General features: G+C 48.7%; 16 protein-coding genes. 8 read left to right on the forward strand and 8 right to left on the reverse strand.

The window, feature by feature from the left end; genetic code table 11:
* Window positions 1-13 precede the first annotated feature (13 nt).
* Entirely contained in the window at window positions 14-2827 is a 2814-nt protein-coding gene (locus ACK5NH_RS02375) for a diguanylate cyclase domain-containing protein (RefSeq protein WP_416917631.1), read from the reverse strand.
* A 149-nt stretch (window positions 2828-2976) separates the two neighbouring features.
* On the opposite strand from ACK5NH_RS02375, the gene cmoA reads away from it, so the two are divergent.
* The 8 genes from cmoA to ACK5NH_RS02415 all read left to right on the forward strand — a co-directional run bounded on the left by cmoA (window position 2977) and on the right by ACK5NH_RS02415 (window position 12348).
* Window positions 2977-3708, forward strand: coding sequence for a carboxy-S-adenosyl-L-methionine synthase CmoA (cmoA, locus tag ACK5NH_RS02380; RefSeq protein ID WP_416917632.1), 732 nt, complete (start codon window positions 2977-2979; stop codon window positions 3706-3708).
* Window positions 3705-4697 (forward strand): tRNA 5-methoxyuridine(34)/uridine 5-oxyacetic acid(34) synthase CmoB, encoded by a 993-nt coding sequence (gene cmoB, locus ACK5NH_RS02385; protein WP_416917633.1) that lies wholly within the window; start codon window positions 3705-3707, stop codon window positions 4695-4697. The genes cmoA and cmoB overlap by 4 nt, the downstream gene beginning before the upstream one ends.
* An 84-nt stretch (window positions 4698-4781) precedes the next feature.
* Window positions 4782-5588 (forward strand): ATP-dependent zinc protease, encoded by an 807-nt coding sequence (locus ACK5NH_RS02390; RefSeq protein ID WP_416917634.1) that lies wholly within the window; start codon window positions 4782-4784, stop codon window positions 5586-5588.
* 214 nt (window positions 5589-5802) lie between these two features.
* Window positions 5803-7311 (forward strand): UUP1 family membrane protein, encoded by a 1509-nt coding sequence (locus tag ACK5NH_RS02395; protein WP_416917635.1) that lies wholly within the window; start codon window positions 5803-5805, stop codon window positions 7309-7311.
* Window positions 7311-8255, forward strand: a complete 945-nt coding sequence (locus tag ACK5NH_RS02400; protein WP_416917636.1) for an alpha-L-glutamate ligase-like protein — start codon at window positions 7311-7313, stop codon at window positions 8253-8255. Before ACK5NH_RS02395 ends, ACK5NH_RS02400 begins: the two co-directional genes overlap by 1 nt.
* Window positions 8230-10146, forward strand: a complete 1917-nt coding sequence (locus ACK5NH_RS02405) for a peptidase M3A (protein ID WP_416917637.1) — start codon at window positions 8230-8232, stop codon at window positions 10144-10146. Before ACK5NH_RS02400 ends, ACK5NH_RS02405 begins: the two co-directional genes overlap by 26 nt.
* A complete protein-coding gene (locus ACK5NH_RS02410) occupies window positions 10082-11272 on the forward strand; it encodes a DUF3541 domain-containing protein (RefSeq protein WP_416917638.1) in 1191 nt (396 codons plus the stop codon). The genes ACK5NH_RS02405 and ACK5NH_RS02410 overlap by 65 nt, the downstream gene beginning before the upstream one ends.
* Window positions 11273-11445: 173 nt before the next feature.
* Window positions 11446-12348 (forward strand): LysR family transcriptional regulator, encoded by a 903-nt coding sequence (locus ACK5NH_RS02415; RefSeq protein ID WP_416917639.1) that lies wholly within the window; start codon window positions 11446-11448, stop codon window positions 12346-12348.
* Between the two features lie 172 nt (window positions 12349-12520).
* Here the strand turns inward: ACK5NH_RS02415 and ACK5NH_RS02420 are convergent, their stop codons facing one another.
* The 7 genes from ACK5NH_RS02420 to thiE all read right to left on the reverse strand — a co-directional run bounded on the left by ACK5NH_RS02420 (window position 12521) and on the right by thiE (window position 19754).
* Window positions 12521-14701 carry a putative metalloprotease CJM1_0395 family protein gene (locus ACK5NH_RS02420; RefSeq protein WP_416917640.1) on the reverse strand — a complete coding sequence of 727 codons (2181 nt, stop codon included), beginning with the start codon at window positions 14699-14701 and terminating at the stop codon, window positions 12521-12523.
* Between the two features lie 2 nt (window positions 14702-14703).
* Entirely contained in the window at window positions 14704-14967 is a 264-nt protein-coding gene (locus ACK5NH_RS02425) for a chemotaxis protein (RefSeq protein WP_416917641.1), read from the reverse strand.
* 112 nt (window positions 14968-15079) lie between these two features.
* Entirely contained in the window at window positions 15080-16195 is a 1116-nt protein-coding gene (gene thiH / locus ACK5NH_RS02430) for a 2-iminoacetate synthase ThiH (RefSeq protein ID WP_416917642.1), read from the reverse strand.
* Complete coding sequence (locus tag ACK5NH_RS02435; RefSeq protein ID WP_416917643.1) at window positions 16192-16956, reverse strand: thiazole synthase; 765 nt, start codon at window positions 16954-16956, stop codon at window positions 16192-16194. The genes thiH and ACK5NH_RS02435 overlap by 4 nt, the downstream gene beginning before the upstream one ends.
* Window position 16957: 1 nt before the next feature.
* Window positions 16958-17161 (reverse strand): sulfur carrier protein ThiS, encoded by a 204-nt coding sequence (thiS, locus tag ACK5NH_RS02440; RefSeq protein WP_416917644.1) that lies wholly within the window; start codon window positions 17159-17161, stop codon window positions 16958-16960.
* Window positions 17158-18102 (reverse strand): HesA/MoeB/ThiF family protein, encoded by a 945-nt coding sequence (locus ACK5NH_RS02445; protein ID WP_416917645.1) that lies wholly within the window; start codon window positions 18100-18102, stop codon window positions 17158-17160. The genes thiS and ACK5NH_RS02445 overlap by 4 nt, the downstream gene beginning before the upstream one ends.
* Entirely contained in the window at window positions 18099-19754 is a 1656-nt protein-coding gene (gene thiE / locus ACK5NH_RS02450) for a thiamine phosphate synthase (RefSeq protein WP_416917646.1), read from the reverse strand. The genes ACK5NH_RS02445 and thiE overlap by 4 nt, the downstream gene beginning before the upstream one ends.
* Between the last annotated feature and the right edge of the window lie 35 nt (window positions 19755-19789).

The following is a 19789-nucleotide window of genomic DNA, read 5'->3' on the forward strand; positions in this document are numbered from 1 at the left end:
GTTCAAAAAATCATCAAGCCACGCGGTAGCAACGGCCACCCGCTGTTTTGGCTTGGTACATCAGTTGGTCGGCTTTCTTCAATAGATCGATGGCCGTATCGCCATCGCGGGGATAAATCACCACACCTATGCTGATGGCAACCTCGACTGTCACCCCTTCGACGCTAAAAGGTGACGAAAGCGAGTGCAGAATATTATCAGCAACTTGGGTGGCAGCATCGAGATCTTGCACACGATTTAGCAGGATCACAAACTCATCTCCCCCGAATCTTGCCACTGTATCAGAATGACGAATGGCTTTGGTCAGTAATCCCGCCACTTGCAATAACAACGCATCTCCTACCGGGTGACCATATTGATCATTAATCTGTTTAAAGTTGTCTAAATCGATAAACAGTAAGGCAAAATGACTATGATCCCGCCGATGGGCCAACAAAGCCTGTGACAATCTGTCATCCAAGAGTGCCCGATTAGGTAACTGGGTTAAAGCATCGTGGCTGGCAACGTGTTGTAAACGTTTTTCTGCGGCAATGCGGCAAGTGATCTCCAAGTTTAAGCGACGATTCACCATTAATACCGCAACCATAACGACCGCTAAGCTTAGCGCACCAACCAATAGATAGCGGATCCATTGCACATAGCGGCTATTGTCCGAATCAAGGGAGAAACTCACCCAATGGGAATAGATTTGTTGCTGAGTATGCTGGTCTATTTGCGCTAACACACGATTGATTAAGGGAACCAAAGGCGCATATTGCGGATTAAGTCCAAAGTGGCTGTGCTGATCGGCTAAATCACTGAGTAGCGACATTTTGAGTAGCGGATATTGGCCCGTTTTTAACTCAGAGGCCAGCGTCACTACTTTGTCGATAAATACATCCGCATGACCCTCATTGACCGCAGCGAGTCCCGACTGGATATCTTGCACCAACACGAGCTTGAGCGACGGCTGCAACGCCATCAGTTGTGCCACAAGATGATACCCCTCCACCACAGCGACTCTTTGCCCCGCCAATTGCGCCAGATTAAATACCGACACCTGCTCAAGCTGTGACACCAAACCCCACGGCGATGGCCAGTAGGGATCGCTGAAGGTTAAATATTGTTGTCGCTCAGCCGTTTGGGCAATACTACCCGCAAGCGCAATTTCCCCCGAGCGTAAAGCACTGATCAGCGATTGCCAATCATCGAAGGCAACGGGTCGAAGATTTATCTGCAATTGCTCGGCGAGGATATGGCTTACATCACTATTAATCCCCGCAAATTGACCCTCGTCATCGTTAAACTCCATCGGTGGCCACTGTTTTAAGTAACCTAGCTTAACTTCACCTAATTGTGCGAGGTAATCCTGTTCGCTTCTTGAGAGCTGAGTACCATGTAATCCCTTCTGGTTAAAAATACGGTCTTTTGGATTCAGCATCCATTTCTGCTCAACTTCGGCAAATTCCTGCATGCTAATGCTGCGAAAACCATTGGCGATGCGTTGGGTTAAGCCTGGATCGTCACTTCGCGTGAGCACATACACATCGGTCGGAAACTCAAGCTCAGGATATTGATAAAATTCTGACCAGGCCTTATTTTGCAATAAATAATGGGAAGTCCATGCCCCCGCAGCCACAAAGCCGACAATTTCCCCAGATCTCGCCCCCGCCACCATGTTATCCATATTGTCGTAATAACGCAGAGTAATGTCGGGCAGCGCTTTACGCAGCGCCACTAAATAAGGTGCCGTAGGCACAACACCGATACGTTTGCCTTTTAAGCTCTGTAAATCAGTTAATTGCTGCTGATATAAAAACAGCCGACTCTTGAGCGTATAGAGTTGCCACGCACGGGTTAAGCCGGTTTTCAGATCGTCACTTTCTGGGTAACCAATATGCGCATCGGCCAAGCCTTGACGCACATCGTTGACGGTAGCATTCATGTCGCCAGGGATAAAATCGACATTGATACCCGTTTTTGCCGACCATAATTGCCATAGATCCACATAAAGCCCATGGGGCAAACCGTCAACGCCGAGATCAACAAAGGGTTCAACGCCCAATTGCATGGCCACTACTAGGCCTGCCTTTTGACCATGATACCCAAGCCAGCGCCGCTCGGTTTGTTGCATAAAACGCGGTTCGAGTGCTTGGAAACCATTATTAATCTTCTCGACTAAGGCGTGATTGCCCTTCATCACCGCAGGCACAAACTGCATGGCCTTGATGGGAATGCGGGCGCTGATAGGAAAACTGCCGGCAATCGCTTGACTAGACGCGGGATCGCGAAGATACCCATCGAGTCCGGCAAACACGACCGTCTCGCCTGCAGCCACTCCGGCGAGTAACTTTTCCCTGCTCTCATAATATTTAAACACTAACCCAGGTTCGATACGGCGCAGCTCCGCCTCATGGGATGAGCCGCTCACTATACCGATTTGGTAAGGAATGAGTTCCTTGATGAATTTTTTGCCTTGCAAGGATTTATGTAGGTATAAATAGGTGCTGACATTAACAATGGGCTCTGCAAAATCAAACAGTTGTTCCCGCTCTGGCGTCTGTCCCATACCGATATGCACTTGGGCTTTGCCTTGCTGTAATTGCCCGAGTGACTCATTCCAGTGGCGCGCAACAAACACGAGTGGCGTATTAGTACGCTTGCCCCATTCCTTCCAAAGATCGACCAATAGTCCCGTGGCTTCGCCATCGTTATCGACAAACTGATAGGGAAAGCTGTCCTCTCCCATGACCACAATCAGTGACTCAGTCTGTCCTTGACTAGCGTTTACTGCGCTACTTGAGAATGTGCAGCACAGGATCACGATAAGCTGGAGCACTAACTTCAACTGGATTCCCTAGTACTTGATGTACAATGTAAATATTTTGTTATTGATGCATATTAGACAGAAATTTCTGGCAAATTACTAGCCTGAGACTTGCTGCTAGTCAACCGTATTCGTTAAAATGCGGGGTTGAATTTTCGAGATATTCCCAAATGAACGCTTCCCAAGATACTATCTACGCTCAAGCGAGTGAACACATTAGCGATTTCCAGTTTGATAACCGTGTAGCGGGCGTCTTTAGTGACATGATCCGCCGCTCGGTGCCTGGCTATACGCAAATTATCAATACCATTGGCGATTTTGCGGATCGTTTCGTCAAGCCTAATACCCAAGTATATGACTTAGGTTGCTCTTTAGGTGCCGCCACCTTGAGTATTCGTCGCCAGATCCAGGGCCGCGATTGTCGCATTATTGCCGTGGACAATAGCGAATCCATGGTGACGCGCTGCCAAGAAAACCTCAATGCCTATGTGAGTGATACCGAGGTTGAGCTGATCTGTGGCGATATTCGCGATATTCACATCGAAAACGCTTCCTTAGTCGTGCTTAACTTCACCCTGCAATTTCTACCGCCAGAAGACAGAGAAGCACTGATCGCAAAAATTTATCATGGTTTAAATCCTGGCGGCCTCTTAGTGCTGTCGGAAAAAATTCGTTTCGATGATGCGCCAATTCAAAGTGTGCTCGAAGAGCTGCACTTAGACTTCAAACGCGCCAATGGCTATAGCGAGTTAGAAATTAGCCAAAAACGCAGCGCGCTCGAAAACGTGATGAAGCCCGATACCTTAAGCATCCACCAGCAGCGTTTGACTCGCCAAGGGTTTAGCCATTTTAGCATGTGGTTCCAATGTTTTAACTTTGCATCTATGGTGGCCATCAAGTGATCAGTTTCAGCTCCTTTTACCAACAAATTGCCGATTCCAATTTACAGCATTGGCTCGAGACCCTGCCCGCCATCCTAGGTAAGTGGCAAAGAGAACATAAACACGGCAATTTGCCCAAGTGGGAAAAAGTGCTCAATAAACTGCACTATCCCGCCCCCGACCACGTTGACTTTGTAAACAGCGTCACGGTCGGCACGGGTGAGCAACTCACTCCCGGCGAAAAGGAAAAACTTGAGAATCTACTGCGCCTGTTTATGCCTTGGCGCAAAGGCCCATTCCATATCCACGGCATTCATATCGATACTGAGTGGCGCAGCGATTGGAAATGGGACCGTGTAAGCCCGCATATTTCCCCCTTACAGAACCGCACTGTGCTCGATGTGGGTTGCGGTAGCGGTTATCACATGTGGCGCATGCTTGGTGCTGGTGCCAAACGCGTGGTCGGTATCGACCCTTCACCGTTGTTTTTATGCCAATTTGAAGCGGTAAAACGTTTAAGTGGTGAAAATCATCCCGTGCACCTACTCCCGCTTGGCATTGAAGAGCTGCCGCCGCTTGATGCATTCGATACCGTTTTCTCCATGGGCGTCTTGTATCACAGACGTTCGCCCATTGATCACTTGTTGCAATTACGTGATCAATTACGTATGGGTGGAGAATTAGTGTTAGAAACTTTGGTAATAGATGGTGATGAAAACGCCGTTCTGGTCCCTCAAGATAGATATGGGAAAATGAATAATGTATGGTTTATTCCGTCCGTTGCCGCGCTGATGCTCTGGTTAAAGAAGTGTGATTTCACCGACATACGTTGTGTGGATACCGATGTCACTGCCCTTGCTGAGCAACGTCGAACCGGTTGGATGCCGAATGAGTCACTGGTTGAATATCTTGACCCTAACGATATCACTAAGACAATCGAAGGTTACCCCGCGCCGAAACGCGCAACGATTATTGCAGTGAAAAATCAACCCAATCAAGATTTGACCTAACGAGTTAACTCCAGTGGCCTAATACGCTTATGCCTTGGCAATCGCCTAGGCATAACATCCGTTTTAACGCCAATAGGAAGTATTATGCTAAAGCAGTTGATCGCTATCGCCGTTGCCAGCAGCTTAATGGGATGCGCAGCGACAGAACCGACCGCCAACGCCCCCAAACCACTCGACACCGATACCTTTAATACCCGTCTTAATCAGCAGCAAGACCATTTAGAGGCGACGATTGCCCAACAATGCCAGCCTGCCGATTTAACGGCGCTTGCTACACTCAACAGCCAAGTCGAGCAGTTAAGCCAGCAAATCGATAACTTAAATCAAGCGGCAAAAAACCTCACCGCGCAAAAACAAGCCGCAGTAATGACGCCAGCGCCGAGACAATGCCCCAAATCCGCTCTTGGGGACAAGTTCATACTCGGTGAAGTCGAAAATGTGTTTGTCGATGAACTCAACGCCAGCTTTGCCACTCGCATTGATACAGGCGCCGAGTCTTCCTCGATTGATGCCCGTAATATCACCCTATTTGAACGGGATGGCGCCCAGTGGGTGCGTTTCGATGTGCATACGCAAGGGGAAAAACAGCCGGCGACCAATTACGAATCTAAGGTCGTGCGCTTTGTGCGGATCAAGCAGGACGCCAATGAAAAGGACGACCGCCGCCCCGTGATCCACGCGCACCTAAAGATTGGTCAATATGCGGCAGAGACAGATCTTAACCTCACCGACCGTAGTCATCTCGACTACCCCTTATTGCTCGGCCGTAAATTTATTAAAGATATCGCGGTTGTCGATGTCGGCCAGCGCTATGTGCACGGTAAAGCCAAACAACCCAAACCACAGTCACCCAAAACTGAGTCAGCTATAGCTTCCAGCACCAAAGAATAAAGGCTATTTTGAACCAAAGGCTAATCACAAGATAAGATTGATGGGGCTGGACTGCCCTTTATATTTGTCTATCAAGCTTGTGATAGCACAACTCAGTCTGAAGTACGTAAAATCCGACACGCACAAAATCTGACGCGTTAAGTCGATTTCGAACCGCCAATGCCTTGGGTTTGTACCACGTTTTTAGGCCATTGGCGCAATATGGGAAACACCTATGCATTCACGTAAACCTTTTTACATTCTGGTGGCATTACTTTTTATTGTCGGTTTAAGCGCCAGTATCTACCGCGGCTTTAAACATCAGGTGCCTTTTTTACCCGGCGAGCAAGTGCAAAGCTGGGCCGTAGACGCCAAGATAAGCTTTGATGGCACTGGCGATGCGGCCGAAGTGTCCTTCTCCTTACCGCAGGATCCCGCCTATGAAGTCTTGGTCGAGAACGCCAGTTCCCCAGGCTTTGGGTTATCGGTGAGCGATGACAAAAACGCGCGCCGTGCAATTTGGTCTATTCGTAAAGCCTATGGCAGACAAGATCTCTACTATAAAGTGACCTTAGTGCCGACGGGTGTCACCCAAATCCACAGTAACGAAATCCCAAGTCAACCAGAGCCTTACCTCTGGCCCGCGACCGAGAAAACCGCCGCAGAACAAGTGATCAGCGAGACATGGGCACGCAGTGCATCAAACTTATCCTTCGCGCAGCAATTAATGAATGCGATCACGGCCACTAAGCGCAGCCAGAATATTGAGTTATTGCTGTCGAGCCAAACCGCGACGCAAGTGTTTTTGCATATGCTACAAACCAAAGGTATTCCAGCCCGCGAAGTCAATGGTCTCTACCTTGAGGATCAACGTCGCCGTCAATCCCTCTCACCCTTTGTGGAAGTGTTCCACAACGGTGAATGGGTATTGTTTGATTTAGTCAAAGGCAAGCAAGGCCGTCCAGAGAATTTACTGCTATGGGAACGCTCGGGCCATTCGGTGCTCGATGTGATGGGCGGGGTAAACTCGCAGGTGCATTTTTCTATGTTGCAAGACACTCGCTCAGCATTGGCGACATCCATCGATATGATGATGAATAACAATGCCTTGGATTTTTCACTCTATCAATTACCGCTAGAGGAGCAGAGTCTATTTAAGGGCATTTTATTGATCCCCATCGGGGTGCTGATGGTGGTGTTTTTACGGGTGATCATTGGGGTGAAAACCTCAGGCACCTTTATGCCAGTCCTCATCGCCCTCGCCTTTATTCAAACCAGTTTAGTCACGGGCTTAGTTGGCTTCTTGCTGATCGTTGCCTGTGGCCTGATGATCCGCTCCTATCTATCCCAGTTAAACTTGCTGCTGATTTCGCGAAGATCGGCGGTAATCATTGTCGTGATAGGCATTATCGGCGTCTTTACCTTGCTCTCCTATAAGTTCGGCTTAAGCGAAGGACTGACGATTACCTTCTTCCCGATGATTATTTTGGCATGGACCATCGAGCGTATGTCTATCCTCTGGGAGGAAGAAGGCCCGAAAGAAGTGGTAGTGCAAGGCGGTGGCAGTCTAATGGTCGCAACCCTCGCCTACTTAGCCATGAGCGCCAGTTGGGTACAACACTGGGTGTTTAACTTCCTTGGTATCCACTTAGTGATCTTGGCCTTAGTCCTATTAATGGGCCAATACACAGGCTATCGCTTGCTGGAACTAAAACGCTTTAAACCACTCGCGGGGGACGACTAATGAATTTTGCCTGGCCATGGGAGCTTCGCGAGCGCGGCGTACTCAATATGAATAAGCGCAATATCGATTACATAGGTCGCTATAATCCGCGCAAATTTTACAAGCGGGTGGACGATAAGTTACTCACTAAACAGTTGGCACTGGCCAATGACATCGCAGTGCCCGATTTAATCGCTGTTGTGCGCGAGCAACACGAAATCGTGCATATTCCAGAGCGTGTCAAAGGCCGCACTGGGTTTGTGATCAAACCGGCCAAGGGCTCCGGCGGCAAAGGGATCTTAGTGATCACCCATATCGAACAAGGTCGTTATTATAAACCCAGTGGACACGAAGTTAGTCCATCGGAATTGGATAGACACGTATCTAACATCCTCAGCGGTTTATTCTCCCTTGGCGGCAAACCCGATGTGGCAATTGTAGAAGGCTTAATTGAATTCGATCCTGTGTTTGATGGTTACAGCCACGAAGGCGTGCCCGATATCAGGTTGATTGTCTTTAAAGGATTTCCGGTGATGGGAATGCTACGGCTCTCCACCGCCGCCTCCGATGGTAAGGCCAACTTGCACCAAGGCGCCGTTGGCGTAGGCGTTGACATTGCCACGGGAAAAGGGTTACATGCAGTGCAATTTGATGCTCCAATTGAGTTTCACCCAGACACTGGCAAAAAGCTCACCGATATCGTCGTCCCCCATTGGGACAGCCTGCTTCATACCGCGTCGAGCGCCTATGAGATGTGTGAGATGGGCTATTTAGGCACGGATATGGTGCTTGATCAGACCAAAGGCCCGCTGTTATTGGAACTCAATGCACGCCCAGGACTGGCGATCCAGATTGCAAATGGAAAAGGCATTTTGCCTAGACTTAAGCATGTCGAAGCCATGTCATCCCATTCAATGACAGTTGCAAAACGTGTTGCCTATGCAAAAAAACATTTTAACGGCTAGCCTGCTTGGCTGGTGTTTATCCACCCTCGGTGCAGCCTATGCTGCGCCAAGTCCTGTGCCGCTGCTGGTAGAACAATGTTTGCGTCAACCCAATATTAACTTGGCTAGCGCCTACGCCAACTATGCCAGCATCCATCAGCTTTCCACTTTAACACTAGCAGATAAGGCATTAGTACTAGAGCAGCAAACCATTGGGCTGAATAATGTCAACGACAGACTCACCTACTACCGAGGTTTAAATCTCTCGGGGGACGAGCGCCAAGGGTTACTGCAATGTCAATTGCGCTTAGCCGATAGCCTGATCGATCTGTTTAGCCAAACAGAGTTTAACCAACTGGCTTTTGAGCTGACTCAAGCGGCTGCGGCAAATAACGATGTACCAAATCAGGAGTTGTACTTACTCGGTGAACAATTAACAGCGTTACTACGTCAACATTTGTCCATCATGGATAAGGCCAAGCTGCATACGGCGCAGGCTACGATTCGCCAAGGTTTAGGCAACCAACAGTTTCAGATGGATATCCAGGAGGCTACATGCCAACTCATCGCAGACGATGCTAAAGTCAATACCGAAAATATCGATACTGAGGCGGCAGACAAGCCCGTTGAGACGCAAAGTCCTCGCTTCTCAGACACCATTGCCAGTTATCTGTTAAAGCAAGCCAATGCCGAATGTCGACAAACCCTGTGGCAAGCCTATCAAGGTCGAGCGCGGGAGCATAATCAAGTCGCCTTGCATCGTATTGCAGAGCTGCGACAAAGTATTGCCGATGACGCAGGCTTTGCCGATTTCGCCAGTTATAGCCTCAATGACCAGCTACTCAATACCCCTGAGTTGGTTAAACAATTTCTCGACAGCCAAACGCAAGCGATTAAGGTTGCCCCTTGGGATATTGGCCGTTCCTTGTCGCAATTACCTAGTGCGAAAAACAATGCCCTAATTACTCTAGACCTGCTCGACAAGGGCTTGAATACCTTAGGCCAGTTTGGTTTGCGTTTTGAGGTGATTGGCGAGCATCAGGACTCGACAGCTACTCAAACGGCACTTTCTCAAACGGCACTCGCACAAGCGCAGCAACAGATCCTCCGCGTTTACCATATGGATAGATTATTGGGAGAAGTGTATCTGGCCATTGGCGCTCAAGATAAAGTGAATAAACCTAGGAATGCTAGCCAACACACCCTCAGGCAAAATGTGATTGGACAGCAATTTGGTCAACAGGCGCTTGAGCTCCCCGCGACACTCAATAATTTCAAAGATATCGAACGCTTTACCCAAACCCTCGCCGATGCAATGACTTCACTGGCGCGCGGCAGTCATTTTTACCTTAACAACACTTTAGGCCCGACGCTCGATACCAATCAATTACCGAGTCTTTGGCTCGCAAAGGCATTACGCCAAGCGCTATTTCCCCAATTTGATACCCAATATATTCAACCAAGAGAAACGCTCGCAAGCGCCTATGCAACGCAGCTTAAAGTCTTTCGCGCTAAGGTAGCACTTAACTTTTACCAGTCCTTAAACCAGCAAAGCTATCCGGATCTACAAGCGGAATTTAGCAAAAGCTTTGGCGTAAATTGGAAACAAGCGATTGATTATCCATACAGTTTTAATGCGATCGCCAACGAAGGTCCACGCTATTATCAATCCCTATGGCAAGCGCAGTTAGCTAAGCTTGTCTATGAATCCACACAACACTGCCAAGATAAACTTGGGCTTTTTAATCTCCTCGTGGTCAATGAGACCGCACTCACCTTGAGCGAGCAACTGCGCGCCATTGTTGGCGAACCCGTGGATGCCGCTGCGCTTATCCAAAGGATTATCCATGTCTCAGGATCTGAAAATCACCCACAAGTTACACAAACTCACGCTCTCCATTGCGATTTTTAGCGGGTTAGCATTCTTTACGGCAAATAATGCCTTCGCTAATGCCACCAGCGCTGCTCTAAGTAGCACTGGGCTTGAGCAGCCGAAAAGCGCGTTAAAGCCAAACGCATCAGATAAAAGTCAGTTAACTCAAAACGAAGTTGCACGGCTTATTCAACAAAACCTGGAAACCAATCTCTATAAATTGCCGCCTCGAGTGCAAGGTCATTATGGGATCCGCCTTTATCGCCTAACGGGTGATGAGCAATATGCAAACGCGGCGTTAGTCGATCTCTATGCGGTAACCGAAGCCCAAGCTTTTTATGCCTGCCAAGTTGATAACCCTGAGTTTATTCGCCAAGCGTCTGAGGTCGCCATCGCAGAATTGGGCAATGGTCCCAGGGCCAAGGCTCGTAAAAAGGCCCTCGCGCCCTTTCCCGAGTTTTTATTTTACTCCGATGTGCTGTTGCGATTTGCCAGTCGTATCGATGAGTTAGGCTTTACTGGCCCTTGCCATAGTCAAATGGTCCAAGCCCTCAAAAAAGCCGACTTACGCCAAGGTTTAACCGATCCTGCGATGATTAAAGCATGGGCGGCGCAGCTGATTAACTATGTGTATTGGGCCAAACAATTAGGCGTGGGTGATTATCTTGAGGACTATAAAAAAGCGTTTACTGCGGTTTACCCTGATTCGCGAGATACCACACTCAGCAAAGCACAATTTCGCAATAAGCTGTATGGCATGACGCATTTTATCTTCGCCGCGAGTGAATATTATCAGCATCAGGTGGATGTCACTGAATTTGCATGGATTTTAGACTACTTTAACGCCAATATTGAGCGCATTTTGCAAGAGGCAACCGACGATATTATTGCCGAAGTGGGCATTAGTTTCCTGCTAGCGGGTAAAACTAACCATCCGGTCGTGGCCCAAACACGGGCTTACATTGCCAACTCGTTCGATGCCAATAGCCAAATTATCCCCTCACCCAAGGGCAATCCGGATTTAGCCCTAGGCGAGCATCGTAATGTACTCGCCATTATGTTGCTCAATTGGCCCGAGACGCTTCATCCCGGCCCCTATCTTAATGAGCTTAAGCCGACCAAAAAGTATTTGCCCATGGGTGTCACGCCAAAAGCTATCGATTAATTCAGTGCTAATAAACATTGGGATAAACGGTCATAGCGGCAAAGCTCTGCCTCGCGATGGCCGTTTTCTTAATTAACACAATAATAGTATTGAAAAAACGATCATAGCTCGCCACTATAAGCGTCAATCTATCGCTTTTTTAGAAACCTGTCGTTTTCGACATTAGGACAACCATGACTCGCGCGAAATCCACCCTTGAGCAATGGCGTATTTTACAGGCTGTCGTCGATTATGGCGGCTACGCGCAGGCGGCAGAAAAGCTCAATAAGAGCCAATCCTCACTCAATCATGCGGTGGCTAAGTTGCAACACCAGCTAGGCATAGAGCTGCTCGAGGTTCGTGGTCGCAAAGCTTATCTGACACCACAGGGCGAAGTATTATTGCGCCGTTCGCGTCATGTGACTCAGGCGGTGAATGAGTTAGAGCAACTCGCCAGCAACCTTGAGCAAGGCTGGGAGCCAACGCTGACCATAGCTCGCGAAATCGTCTATCCGATGGAAAGTCTGGTGTGTGCACTGAGTGACTTTTTGCCCCATAGCCGTGGCACTCGCATCATTATGTTGGACTCAGTCATTACGGGTACGCAGGAGTTAATCCTTCAAAATAAAGTCGATATCGCCATTTGCGCAGGAATTCCCCCTAAGGGATATTTATCCGAGCCGCTATGCGAGCAGGAACTGCATCTGGTATGCCATCCAAGTCACCCTTTGGCCGAAATGGGCACATTAGACGATGACAAGCTGCTGGCGCAGCACCTGCAACTGGTAATCAAAGACACGGGGGTGCAGTCGAATATCGATATCGGCTGGCTAAAAGCCGAGCAGCGCTGGACTGTATCGAACTTCCATGAGGCGAAAGTCATTTTAAACCAAGGAATTGGTTTCTGTTGGATCCCATCCTTCCTTATTCAAGAAGAACTGGCCACAGGCAAACTGGTGCGTTTACACCTTCAAGGTAGCCAGAAACGGCGTATTATGTTAAGCCTTGTGATCCCGAATCGTGACCAGCAGGGCCCCGCCTCTAAACTGTTGGCATTCTATATCCTCAAGCACCATGGGGTGAGTACAACAGATTAAAATGCTCATTAACCTCTTTACCTCTGCAAAATTAGACGCTTTACAGATTAATCTTACTTATTGATTTAAAAAAGAAATAACGAGTTTCCAAGCAAAAAAGCTTAAACGATTTGGCATAAAGCGCGCACGTTTAGCTTCGTTAAGATTTACTGATGCATTGCGATATCAGAGACTAGGCATTCACATCTAAAAAGCTTGGACGATGTAACGCCAAGGTTTGAGGATTAAACAGGCCGCGCGATGCTTGACGGTTCGAAGACTCGAGCACTAATCCATTGGAAATAACACTTTCCCCCTCATGGGTAATCGAATGAGTTGGTAGCGCTGAATTGCTTATCCGCTCAAGGGTGTTCACACTCAAACTATGTTGACTTAGTTCAGCGTTTTCTTTACTTGCCAGCGTTGCCACGGCGACCGAGCCATAGAAGCGCATCGCATTGCTGTCCCTTGGCGCCGTATTCGATAGGTCCTTGTCGTAACGAGAAGAAAACTCCAACCGCTGCTTAGAAACCTGTGGAGGTTCATCCCTATTTGATGCAGTGCCCATGGCTAGGGTCGCCGTTGGCGGCTCAATGGGTTCTGTGGGCTCAACCTCTGTGGCATTAACAGTATCTGAGGTGTTGTTCGATGCAACCTGCGCCGCGATGGCTTGCTTAATCTTATCAATCACTTCTGTAACAGGGGCTGCTGGCGCGTCTTGGGGCGCAGCGATATTGCCATTGGCATCAATCTCGCCCGTCACTTGAATTTGACGTTCTTTAAGCGGCGGTAAACCTTCAATCTGTGCCTCAGCGCCTATCAGGGTTTCCGTTGTGGGTTGGTCAATAATTTGCTGCTGTCGTTCCTGTGCAAGTTTGGCTTTGGCATCATTCATTTTCTGCAAGGCTTCCGCCGCCACGCGAATATCCGCAGAGGATGGGTCAACGGGCGCCATCGCTGCCGCATAGACCTGCTTCATCTTATTGATGGTTGCTAATGGATCGCCAGGTACTATGGAAACATCGATCTGCACCTCACCGTCGGTGGCATAGCGCTGACCATCGGCGCCTTTTTCATACTTAAAACTGGGGCTTTGAGCATACTGACCGCCCACGGTCGCATGAGCAAGCTCATGGGCTTTGACTTCTGTATCCCGAGACTTTAACTCCTCCACTTGAGCCTTTTGCTGCTCAATCGCCTTTTCCTGAGCCTGTTTAACTTGCTCCTTTGCTAAGTCTTGCTGACGAGTTTGTTCGTTCTGAGTTTGCTGAGCCTGTTCACTCTGGTCGACTTTAGCAAATACTTCAGCTAACGTCTGTTGTTTTTTTTCTTGCTCTTGAGCAGCCTGCCCCCTCGCCTGTTTGGCTTGTTCATCTCGGGTCAATTGAGCTTGAGTTTGGTTTTGTTCAGTTTGGGATTGCTGCTGTTGCGTTTGAGCATTTGCCGTTGTTCCAACATCTGCTGGACCATTTGCCGCCTCGGGTTGACCAAAGATGTTATTAAACTGCTCACTCAGACTGCTTGGTTGATCACTATCAGGCTGTGCACCAGGATTGGCAAAGGCTGACGGGGTAGAGCCTGAATACGTGCCTGCCACATCGACACCGGCAAACTCAGCCTCAAAAGGGTTTATCGCTGTGGTGACATTTGAATGTCCCTGTGAAGTGGTACTCGGTGAAGTAGCAATTGATGTTGAGAATATATTGGCTAGCCCCAAGCTCGCAGAATTCACACTGCCACCATTCGTTGCAACCGTTGCCGCCGTGAAACTGGGCGCCAGAGAAGCAAATGGGTTAATAGTGCTACTCGGGGCTGTCAGACCCACATCCGGTACACTCAGGGCTGACACTGCGGGCATCGCAGCAATTTGCCCATCCCTCAATCCGCTAATCGAGCGAGCACCAGTAAGTAAACTAAAACTACTATTGTTCGAAGCTAGTAGGCTTGAATTAACAAGCCTTGAATTAACAAGTCTTGAATCGAAAGGATTTGAATGAAGCTGAGCCTTCGCGTTAGCACCGAGATCGGTGAATGCCTTTTGAGCAGATGTGCCATCAACGCTGGATGACATAGAAGGACGGGAAGATGCGACACCAATGGTTAACTCGGGCTGACTCGCACTCACAGGCGCAGCTTTATCCATCACAGCACCTAGGCCGCTTAATGATGGTTCAAGTGCTCCACTCGCTTCGAATTTAGGAGCATTCAGGCTAACAGTTGAAGTGGATAGGTTTACGACCGCCTGACCATTTCCCCCTTGATAAGTCTGCCCGCTTTGAGGTTTTCCCCCTTTTGGCGGCTCAATCGACTTATCCGCGCCCAAAAACGAAGAGGATGGCGCGCCAATTTGAGATGACAGCGCCATAACCGACATAGCTATACCTTAATATTGATAATCGAACCTATGGTTTCAGATTCACGTTCGAGCACCTCAGTCGAGGCCTCACCTTGTCGTAATGATTCGTTTGCCGACAGTAACGCCGAGGATTTATCGGGTTCATCTACCGCCTTAGCGGTTTCTGTTGGCGCTGCACTTTGCGAAGGACTAGGTTTGGCCACATCAATCGTTGCCTGCGTTAACCCTGATTGAGCCGTTTGCAAGCCTTGCAGACCGGAGGCATAAGCAGATTGGATTTGCATAGGAGTATTCCTGCATCTGGTGATGATTGGGTTAATTATTAATCAAACCTAAGGCAAAGTACAGGTTTATCCCCCTTCCTTACGGCATTTTAAAATCACTTTCAACACAATGCTAACGCGCAATCCAAGCCGATTCCCAATCCTTAAATACAGGGTTAAATCCCTTCAGCCGCATCTGAGCCATCACCAGCTCGACACTACGCTCATCGCTTATCTCAAACTGATCTAATTGACTGTCAGGCGCCTGATAGCCGCCTGGTTGTGTTGAACTGCCCGCACTCATCTGTGTTATCCCAAGTGGCAGTAAATTATCCCGAAGCGATGACGCCTCGCGTGTCGATAAACTGATATCAAGTTGCTGATTAAAAAGCCTAAAGGCACAGATCATTTGTACGAGTCCAAGATCGGTTAAATGCACTTTAGGTGCAATGCCGCCAGTACAAGGCCGCAATCGTGGTAAAGAAATACTAAAACGGGTGCGCCAATAGTGCCGCTCTAAGTAATCCAGATGATGGCCCATGAGTAAAGCATCGAGTCGCCAGTCATCTAAGCCCAGTAAGACGCCTAGGCCTATCTTATCGACACCCGCACGGGCAACGCGGTCGGGGGTCGCGAGTCGATAAGTAAAGTCCTGCTTATTGCCTCGGGTGTGATGCTTAGCATAGGTCGCCACTTGATAGGTTTCTTGATACACCATCACGGCATCTAGGCCTAGCTCGACGAGCTGATGATAATCAGACTCCTCAAGCGGCTGTACCTCCATGGACAAATAACTAAATTGCTGTTTTACAATGGGTAACATGCGCTTAAAGTAATCCATCCCCACCTTGGTTTCATGTTCACCCGACACCAGTAAGATGGAGTCAAAGCCACGGGATTTTATAATCGCCATTTCGGCCGCAAGTTCCTGCTCATTAAGCACTTTGCGTTTAAGTTTATTGCTCATGCTAAAGCCGCAGTAGTCACACTCGTTGGCACACAGGTTCGATAGGTATAACGGCAAATAGAGTCCGATATTGGCCCCAAAACGTTGCCGAGTGAGGGCTGCCGAGCGCTGGGCCATCTCCTCGATATAGGGTTCTGCCGCAGGAGACAACAAGGCGAGTAGACTCTGCAAGTTGCCTTCGGGTTGAGCTAGGGCTCGCTCAACCTCCGTAGCAGTGCAGGAATAAAGCGCCAGCAATAACTTATCCCGTTCTATTCGGGCAAATTGATCGACAAAACTCATTGCTGTAGGAATCCCGTTAACGGACTGGTATGCATAGCCTGAGTTTGCACTCGGCCCAGCCCCGCTTCAAAGGTTCGCCTGCCACAATCCACCGCGTCCTTAAAGCACTGCGCCATTTCAATGGGGGATGCACTGCTGGCGATAGCGGTATTGACTAGCACAGCATCAGCACCCAGCTCCATCGCGTGCGCCGCATGGGATGGCGCGCCAATCCCTGCATCAATCACCACTGGCACCCTTGCCTGCTCAATAATCATCTTGATAAAAGGCTCTGTCACCAGCCCCTGATTAGTCCCTATTGGGCTTGCCAGTGGCATCACGGCGGCGCAGCCAACCTCTTCTAAGCGGCGACACAGCACAGGATCTGCGTGTACATAGGGCATCACGATAAAACCGCGTTCACATAGGGTTTTAGCCGCTGCGAGAGTCTCAACCGCATCTGGCATCAGGTATTTAGGATCAGGATGAATTTCGAGTTTAATCCATTCAGTACCTAACATTTCCCGCGCCAGTTCGGCGGCAAATATTGCTTCTTTAGCATTTCGAGCACCAGAAGTATTAGGCAAGATCCGCACGCCCGTTTGCCTAAGCGGTGATAGCAAATCATCGGCCCCAGTTTTTAAATCAATTCTTTTCATCGCAACGGTAACCAGCTGTGATTTAGAAACCTTTATCGCCTCAAGCATCAGCTGACTTGAGCTAAACTTGCCCGTGCCCGTAAAGAGCCTAGATTCAAATTCCACACCCGCAATTGTTAACATATTAGCCTCCCGCGACCACTGCGAACACATCAATTTTATCCTCATGATGACAGAGAATTGATGACCATCTATGCCTTGGAACAACAGCCTCGTTAAGCACCAAGGCGACCGATTGTTGACTAATTTTTTGTGTCTCTAACAACGCAGCTAAACTAAGCGGTTGTGGAAGTGTTTGGGGAACATTGTTGAGATGAATTAAAATCATAACAAACCTCGAATTTTGGCTAAATCAATTGAATGACTGGTATTTTTACTTGGCACTGACGCACATACCTCGCACTCTGGATCACGGGTTAACGCAACCGAACGCCATTGCAGTGACTTGGCATCAAAGCGCCAAAATCGTCCAAGTAGCACCTCGGCTGAAACCGTTGGCGGCTCAAGATTATCGGAAGACTTATTTCCCGTTTGCCGTGAAGTAAATACTTGGTGTGTAGTTGAGGGTTCCTGTATCGCTCGTAGCAATAGTTGCATCGCCAGCAGCGTCTGCATAGAAGCCATCACGCCCACACTAGGGCCGAGCACACCTTGGCTCGCGCAGTTTTGTGGCGCACTTGTGTTAGAGGGGAAAATGCAGTGATAACAGCCCCCCTGGGGGAAACGCAGCTGATCAACGGCAAACAATTGACCACTGAAAGCGGCAATAGATGCGCTAACGAGAGGCAAGGCATGCTCAATACAAAACTGATTAATACAATACCGCGCGGCAAGATTATCCGTACAATCAAGTACTAATCTCGTCTTTTTTTTCTCCTTCAACACCTGAGCAAATACCTGCAATGCAGTCTCCAGCGTCAAGTTTTGTGCAAAGGCATCAATCTCACAACCTTGCGCCAACACAGCCAATTTCTGTTTCACAATAACAGCTTTATGGTGGCCAATATCATAGGCACTAAAGAGTAACTGCCGCGGCAGGTTGGATAACTCCACCCTATCGCCATCAATAAGCGTCAGGCGTCCTACACCGGCGCAGGCCAAATACTGCGCCGCCAATTGTCCAAGGCCGCCACAACCAACGATAACCACATGAGCCTGTTTAAGCTGTAGCTGGCCGGTCTCACCAACTTCAGGCAGAAAAATTTGCCGTGAATAACGAATAAAATCTTTATCGGTAAGGGATTGCACCAGGTGCTCTGCTGCACTCATAGATCCTGCTCCCAAGCACGCGTCAACTCCGCCAAAGCTACAATCGGGTCAGCGGCCTCTGTAATTGCACGCACCACGGCAATATTGCTCACCCCAGTCGCTTTAACTTGGTCAAGATTCGAAAGCCCAATACCGCCAATTGCCACTAAGGGATAGTGCGTATTTAACAACTCAACATATTGAGTTAATTTGAATAATCCCTGAGGCGCTGACGGCATTTGCTTAGTGGTCGTAGGAAAAATATGCCCGAGGGCAATGTATGATGGCGCGTATTGATGGGCGTGAAGCAGCTCAAAATAACCGTGGCTCGAGATGCCAAGTGCTAATCCAGCCTCTTGAATCGCCCTAAGATCTGTAACAGCCAGATCTTCTTGGCCAAGATGTACCCCAAATGCGCCATGCTTTATCGCTAACTGCCAATGATCATTGATAAAAAGCTGCGCATCATAATGCTTACCTAAGGCAATCGCGGTTTGGATTTGTACCTCAAGTTCGTCCGACGTTAGCGCATTAGACTTTATCCTGAGCTGTACCGTCTTCACGCCAGCCGCCAATAACTGCTCGAGTAACAGTAAGTTATCGACAACTGGATAAATTCCTAAGTCAGGATCAAGGCGCTTAAACTCGCCACATAGCAACGCACCACTAAATTCACTCAACTCCTTACGACGGGCAGTTAACTTAGGACAGGCACTTACTTTTGGATAGTAGTTTAATATCTGCGGCCAAGCGGTGCGCGATAATGGTCCAGGCCCTTGACCTATACCTTGCGCATGAGTTAAGCCTTGATTCACATAGGCCTTTGCTACAACAACGGCATCCTGCAATACAAAACCAAATGCCAATACAGAGGCGATGGACGAAGATAGAGTGCAGCCACTACCGTGGTTATGGGGCGTGTTTATCCGTGCACTGCTGAACCAAAAACAACCATTAGTGTCGAGTGGTGAACAAGCGGTGACATCACGACAGATCAGCAGATCTTCGGCCTGACTCTGATAATCAGTGCTCAAGTTAATGCCTGTATTAAAAAGAGTCTCAAAATCAATATCGCCGCCCTTGGCTAACACGCTACAGCCTAATTGCTCAGATAATTGCATTGCCGCAGCGGCGAACTCTTCTTTAATCAAAATCGACGATGGTTGTTGTTTATCAGTGAACGCCGTAAGTCTTGCTAGCTCCTGCACATTAGGTGTTATCAGGCTAATCAAACCTTTAAATGGGGTAAAATCCAATGGCGTGCTCTCCGTGCTCTTATCCCCTAGCCCATCCCCACAGCTTGCTACCATGACGGGATCGAGAATAACGGGTACTTGCGGAAACTGGATTTTAAAACCGGCTAGCCAGTCGGCAAGCTGGCGCAGTTGCTGCTGATTTGCCAGTAAACCAATCTTAATCGCTTGAGGCGGTAGATCCGCTAACAGGGTCGAAAGCTGCGACAATAACATTGCGTCGCTCACTGGCTCGACTAAATTAACCGCCACCGAGTTTTGCGCCGTCAATGTGGTGATCACGCTGCATCCATGGCCGCCCAAATCCTTGATGGTGGCTAAGTCGGCTTGGATCCCAGCGCCGCCACCGCTGTCCGAACCGGCTATGGTCCAGACGATAGGTTTAGGCGCTAAGTGGCTAACATGTTTAGCAGGGGTCATTATCAAACCTCCGCAACCTGTGCTGTGGGTTTGAG

The organism is Shewanella sp. (genome assembly GCF_047975355.1).
GTDB lineage: Bacteria > Pseudomonadota > Gammaproteobacteria > Enterobacterales > Shewanellaceae > Shewanella.

What these genes read in the sequence shown, in the direction of transcription:
- cmoA (WP_416917632.1), top strand. Translation starts at nt 2,977, where the DNA reads ATGAACGCTTCCCAAGATACTATCTACGCTCAAGCGAGTGAACACATT.
- ACK5NH_RS02390 (WP_416917634.1), top strand. Translation starts at nt 4,782, where the DNA reads ATGCTAAAGCAGTTGATCGCTATCGCCGTTGCCAGCAGCTTAATGGGA.
- ACK5NH_RS02395 (WP_416917635.1), top strand. Translation starts at nt 5,803, where the DNA reads ATGCATTCACGTAAACCTTTTTACATTCTGGTGGCATTACTTTTTATT.
- ACK5NH_RS02400 (WP_416917636.1), top strand. Translation starts at nt 7,311, where the DNA reads ATGAATTTTGCCTGGCCATGGGAGCTTCGCGAGCGCGGCGTACTCAAT.
- ACK5NH_RS02405 (WP_416917637.1), top strand. Translation starts at nt 8,230, where the DNA reads ATGCAAAAAAACATTTTAACGGCTAGCCTGCTTGGCTGGTGTTTATCC.
- ACK5NH_RS02410 (WP_416917638.1), top strand. Translation starts at nt 10,082, where the DNA reads ATGTCTCAGGATCTGAAAATCACCCACAAGTTACACAAACTCACGCTC.
- ACK5NH_RS02415 (WP_416917639.1), top strand. Translation starts at nt 11,446, where the DNA reads ATGACTCGCGCGAAATCCACCCTTGAGCAATGGCGTATTTTACAGGCT.
- ACK5NH_RS02420 (WP_416917640.1), bottom strand. Translation starts at nt 14,701, where the DNA reads ATGTCGGTTATGGCGCTGTCATCTCAAATTGGCGCGCCATCCTCTTCG.
- ACK5NH_RS02425 (WP_416917641.1), bottom strand. Translation starts at nt 14,967, where the DNA reads ATGCAAATCCAATCTGCTTATGCCTCCGGTCTGCAAGGCTTGCAAACG.
- thiH (WP_416917642.1), bottom strand. Translation starts at nt 16,195, where the DNA reads ATGAGTTTTGTCGATCAATTTGCCCGAATAGAACGGGATAAGTTATTG.
- ACK5NH_RS02435 (WP_416917643.1), bottom strand. Translation starts at nt 16,956, where the DNA reads ATGTTAACAATTGCGGGTGTGGAATTTGAATCTAGGCTCTTTACGGGC.
- thiS (WP_416917644.1), bottom strand. Translation starts at nt 17,161, where the DNA reads ATGATTTTAATTCATCTCAACAATGTTCCCCAAACACTTCCACAACCG.
- ACK5NH_RS02445 (WP_416917645.1), bottom strand. Translation starts at nt 18,102, where the DNA reads ATGAGTGCAGCAGAGCACCTGGTGCAATCCCTTACCGATAAAGATTTT.
- thiE (WP_416917646.1), bottom strand. Translation starts at nt 19,754, where the DNA reads ATGACCCCTGCTAAACATGTTAGCCACTTAGCGCCTAAACCTATCGTC.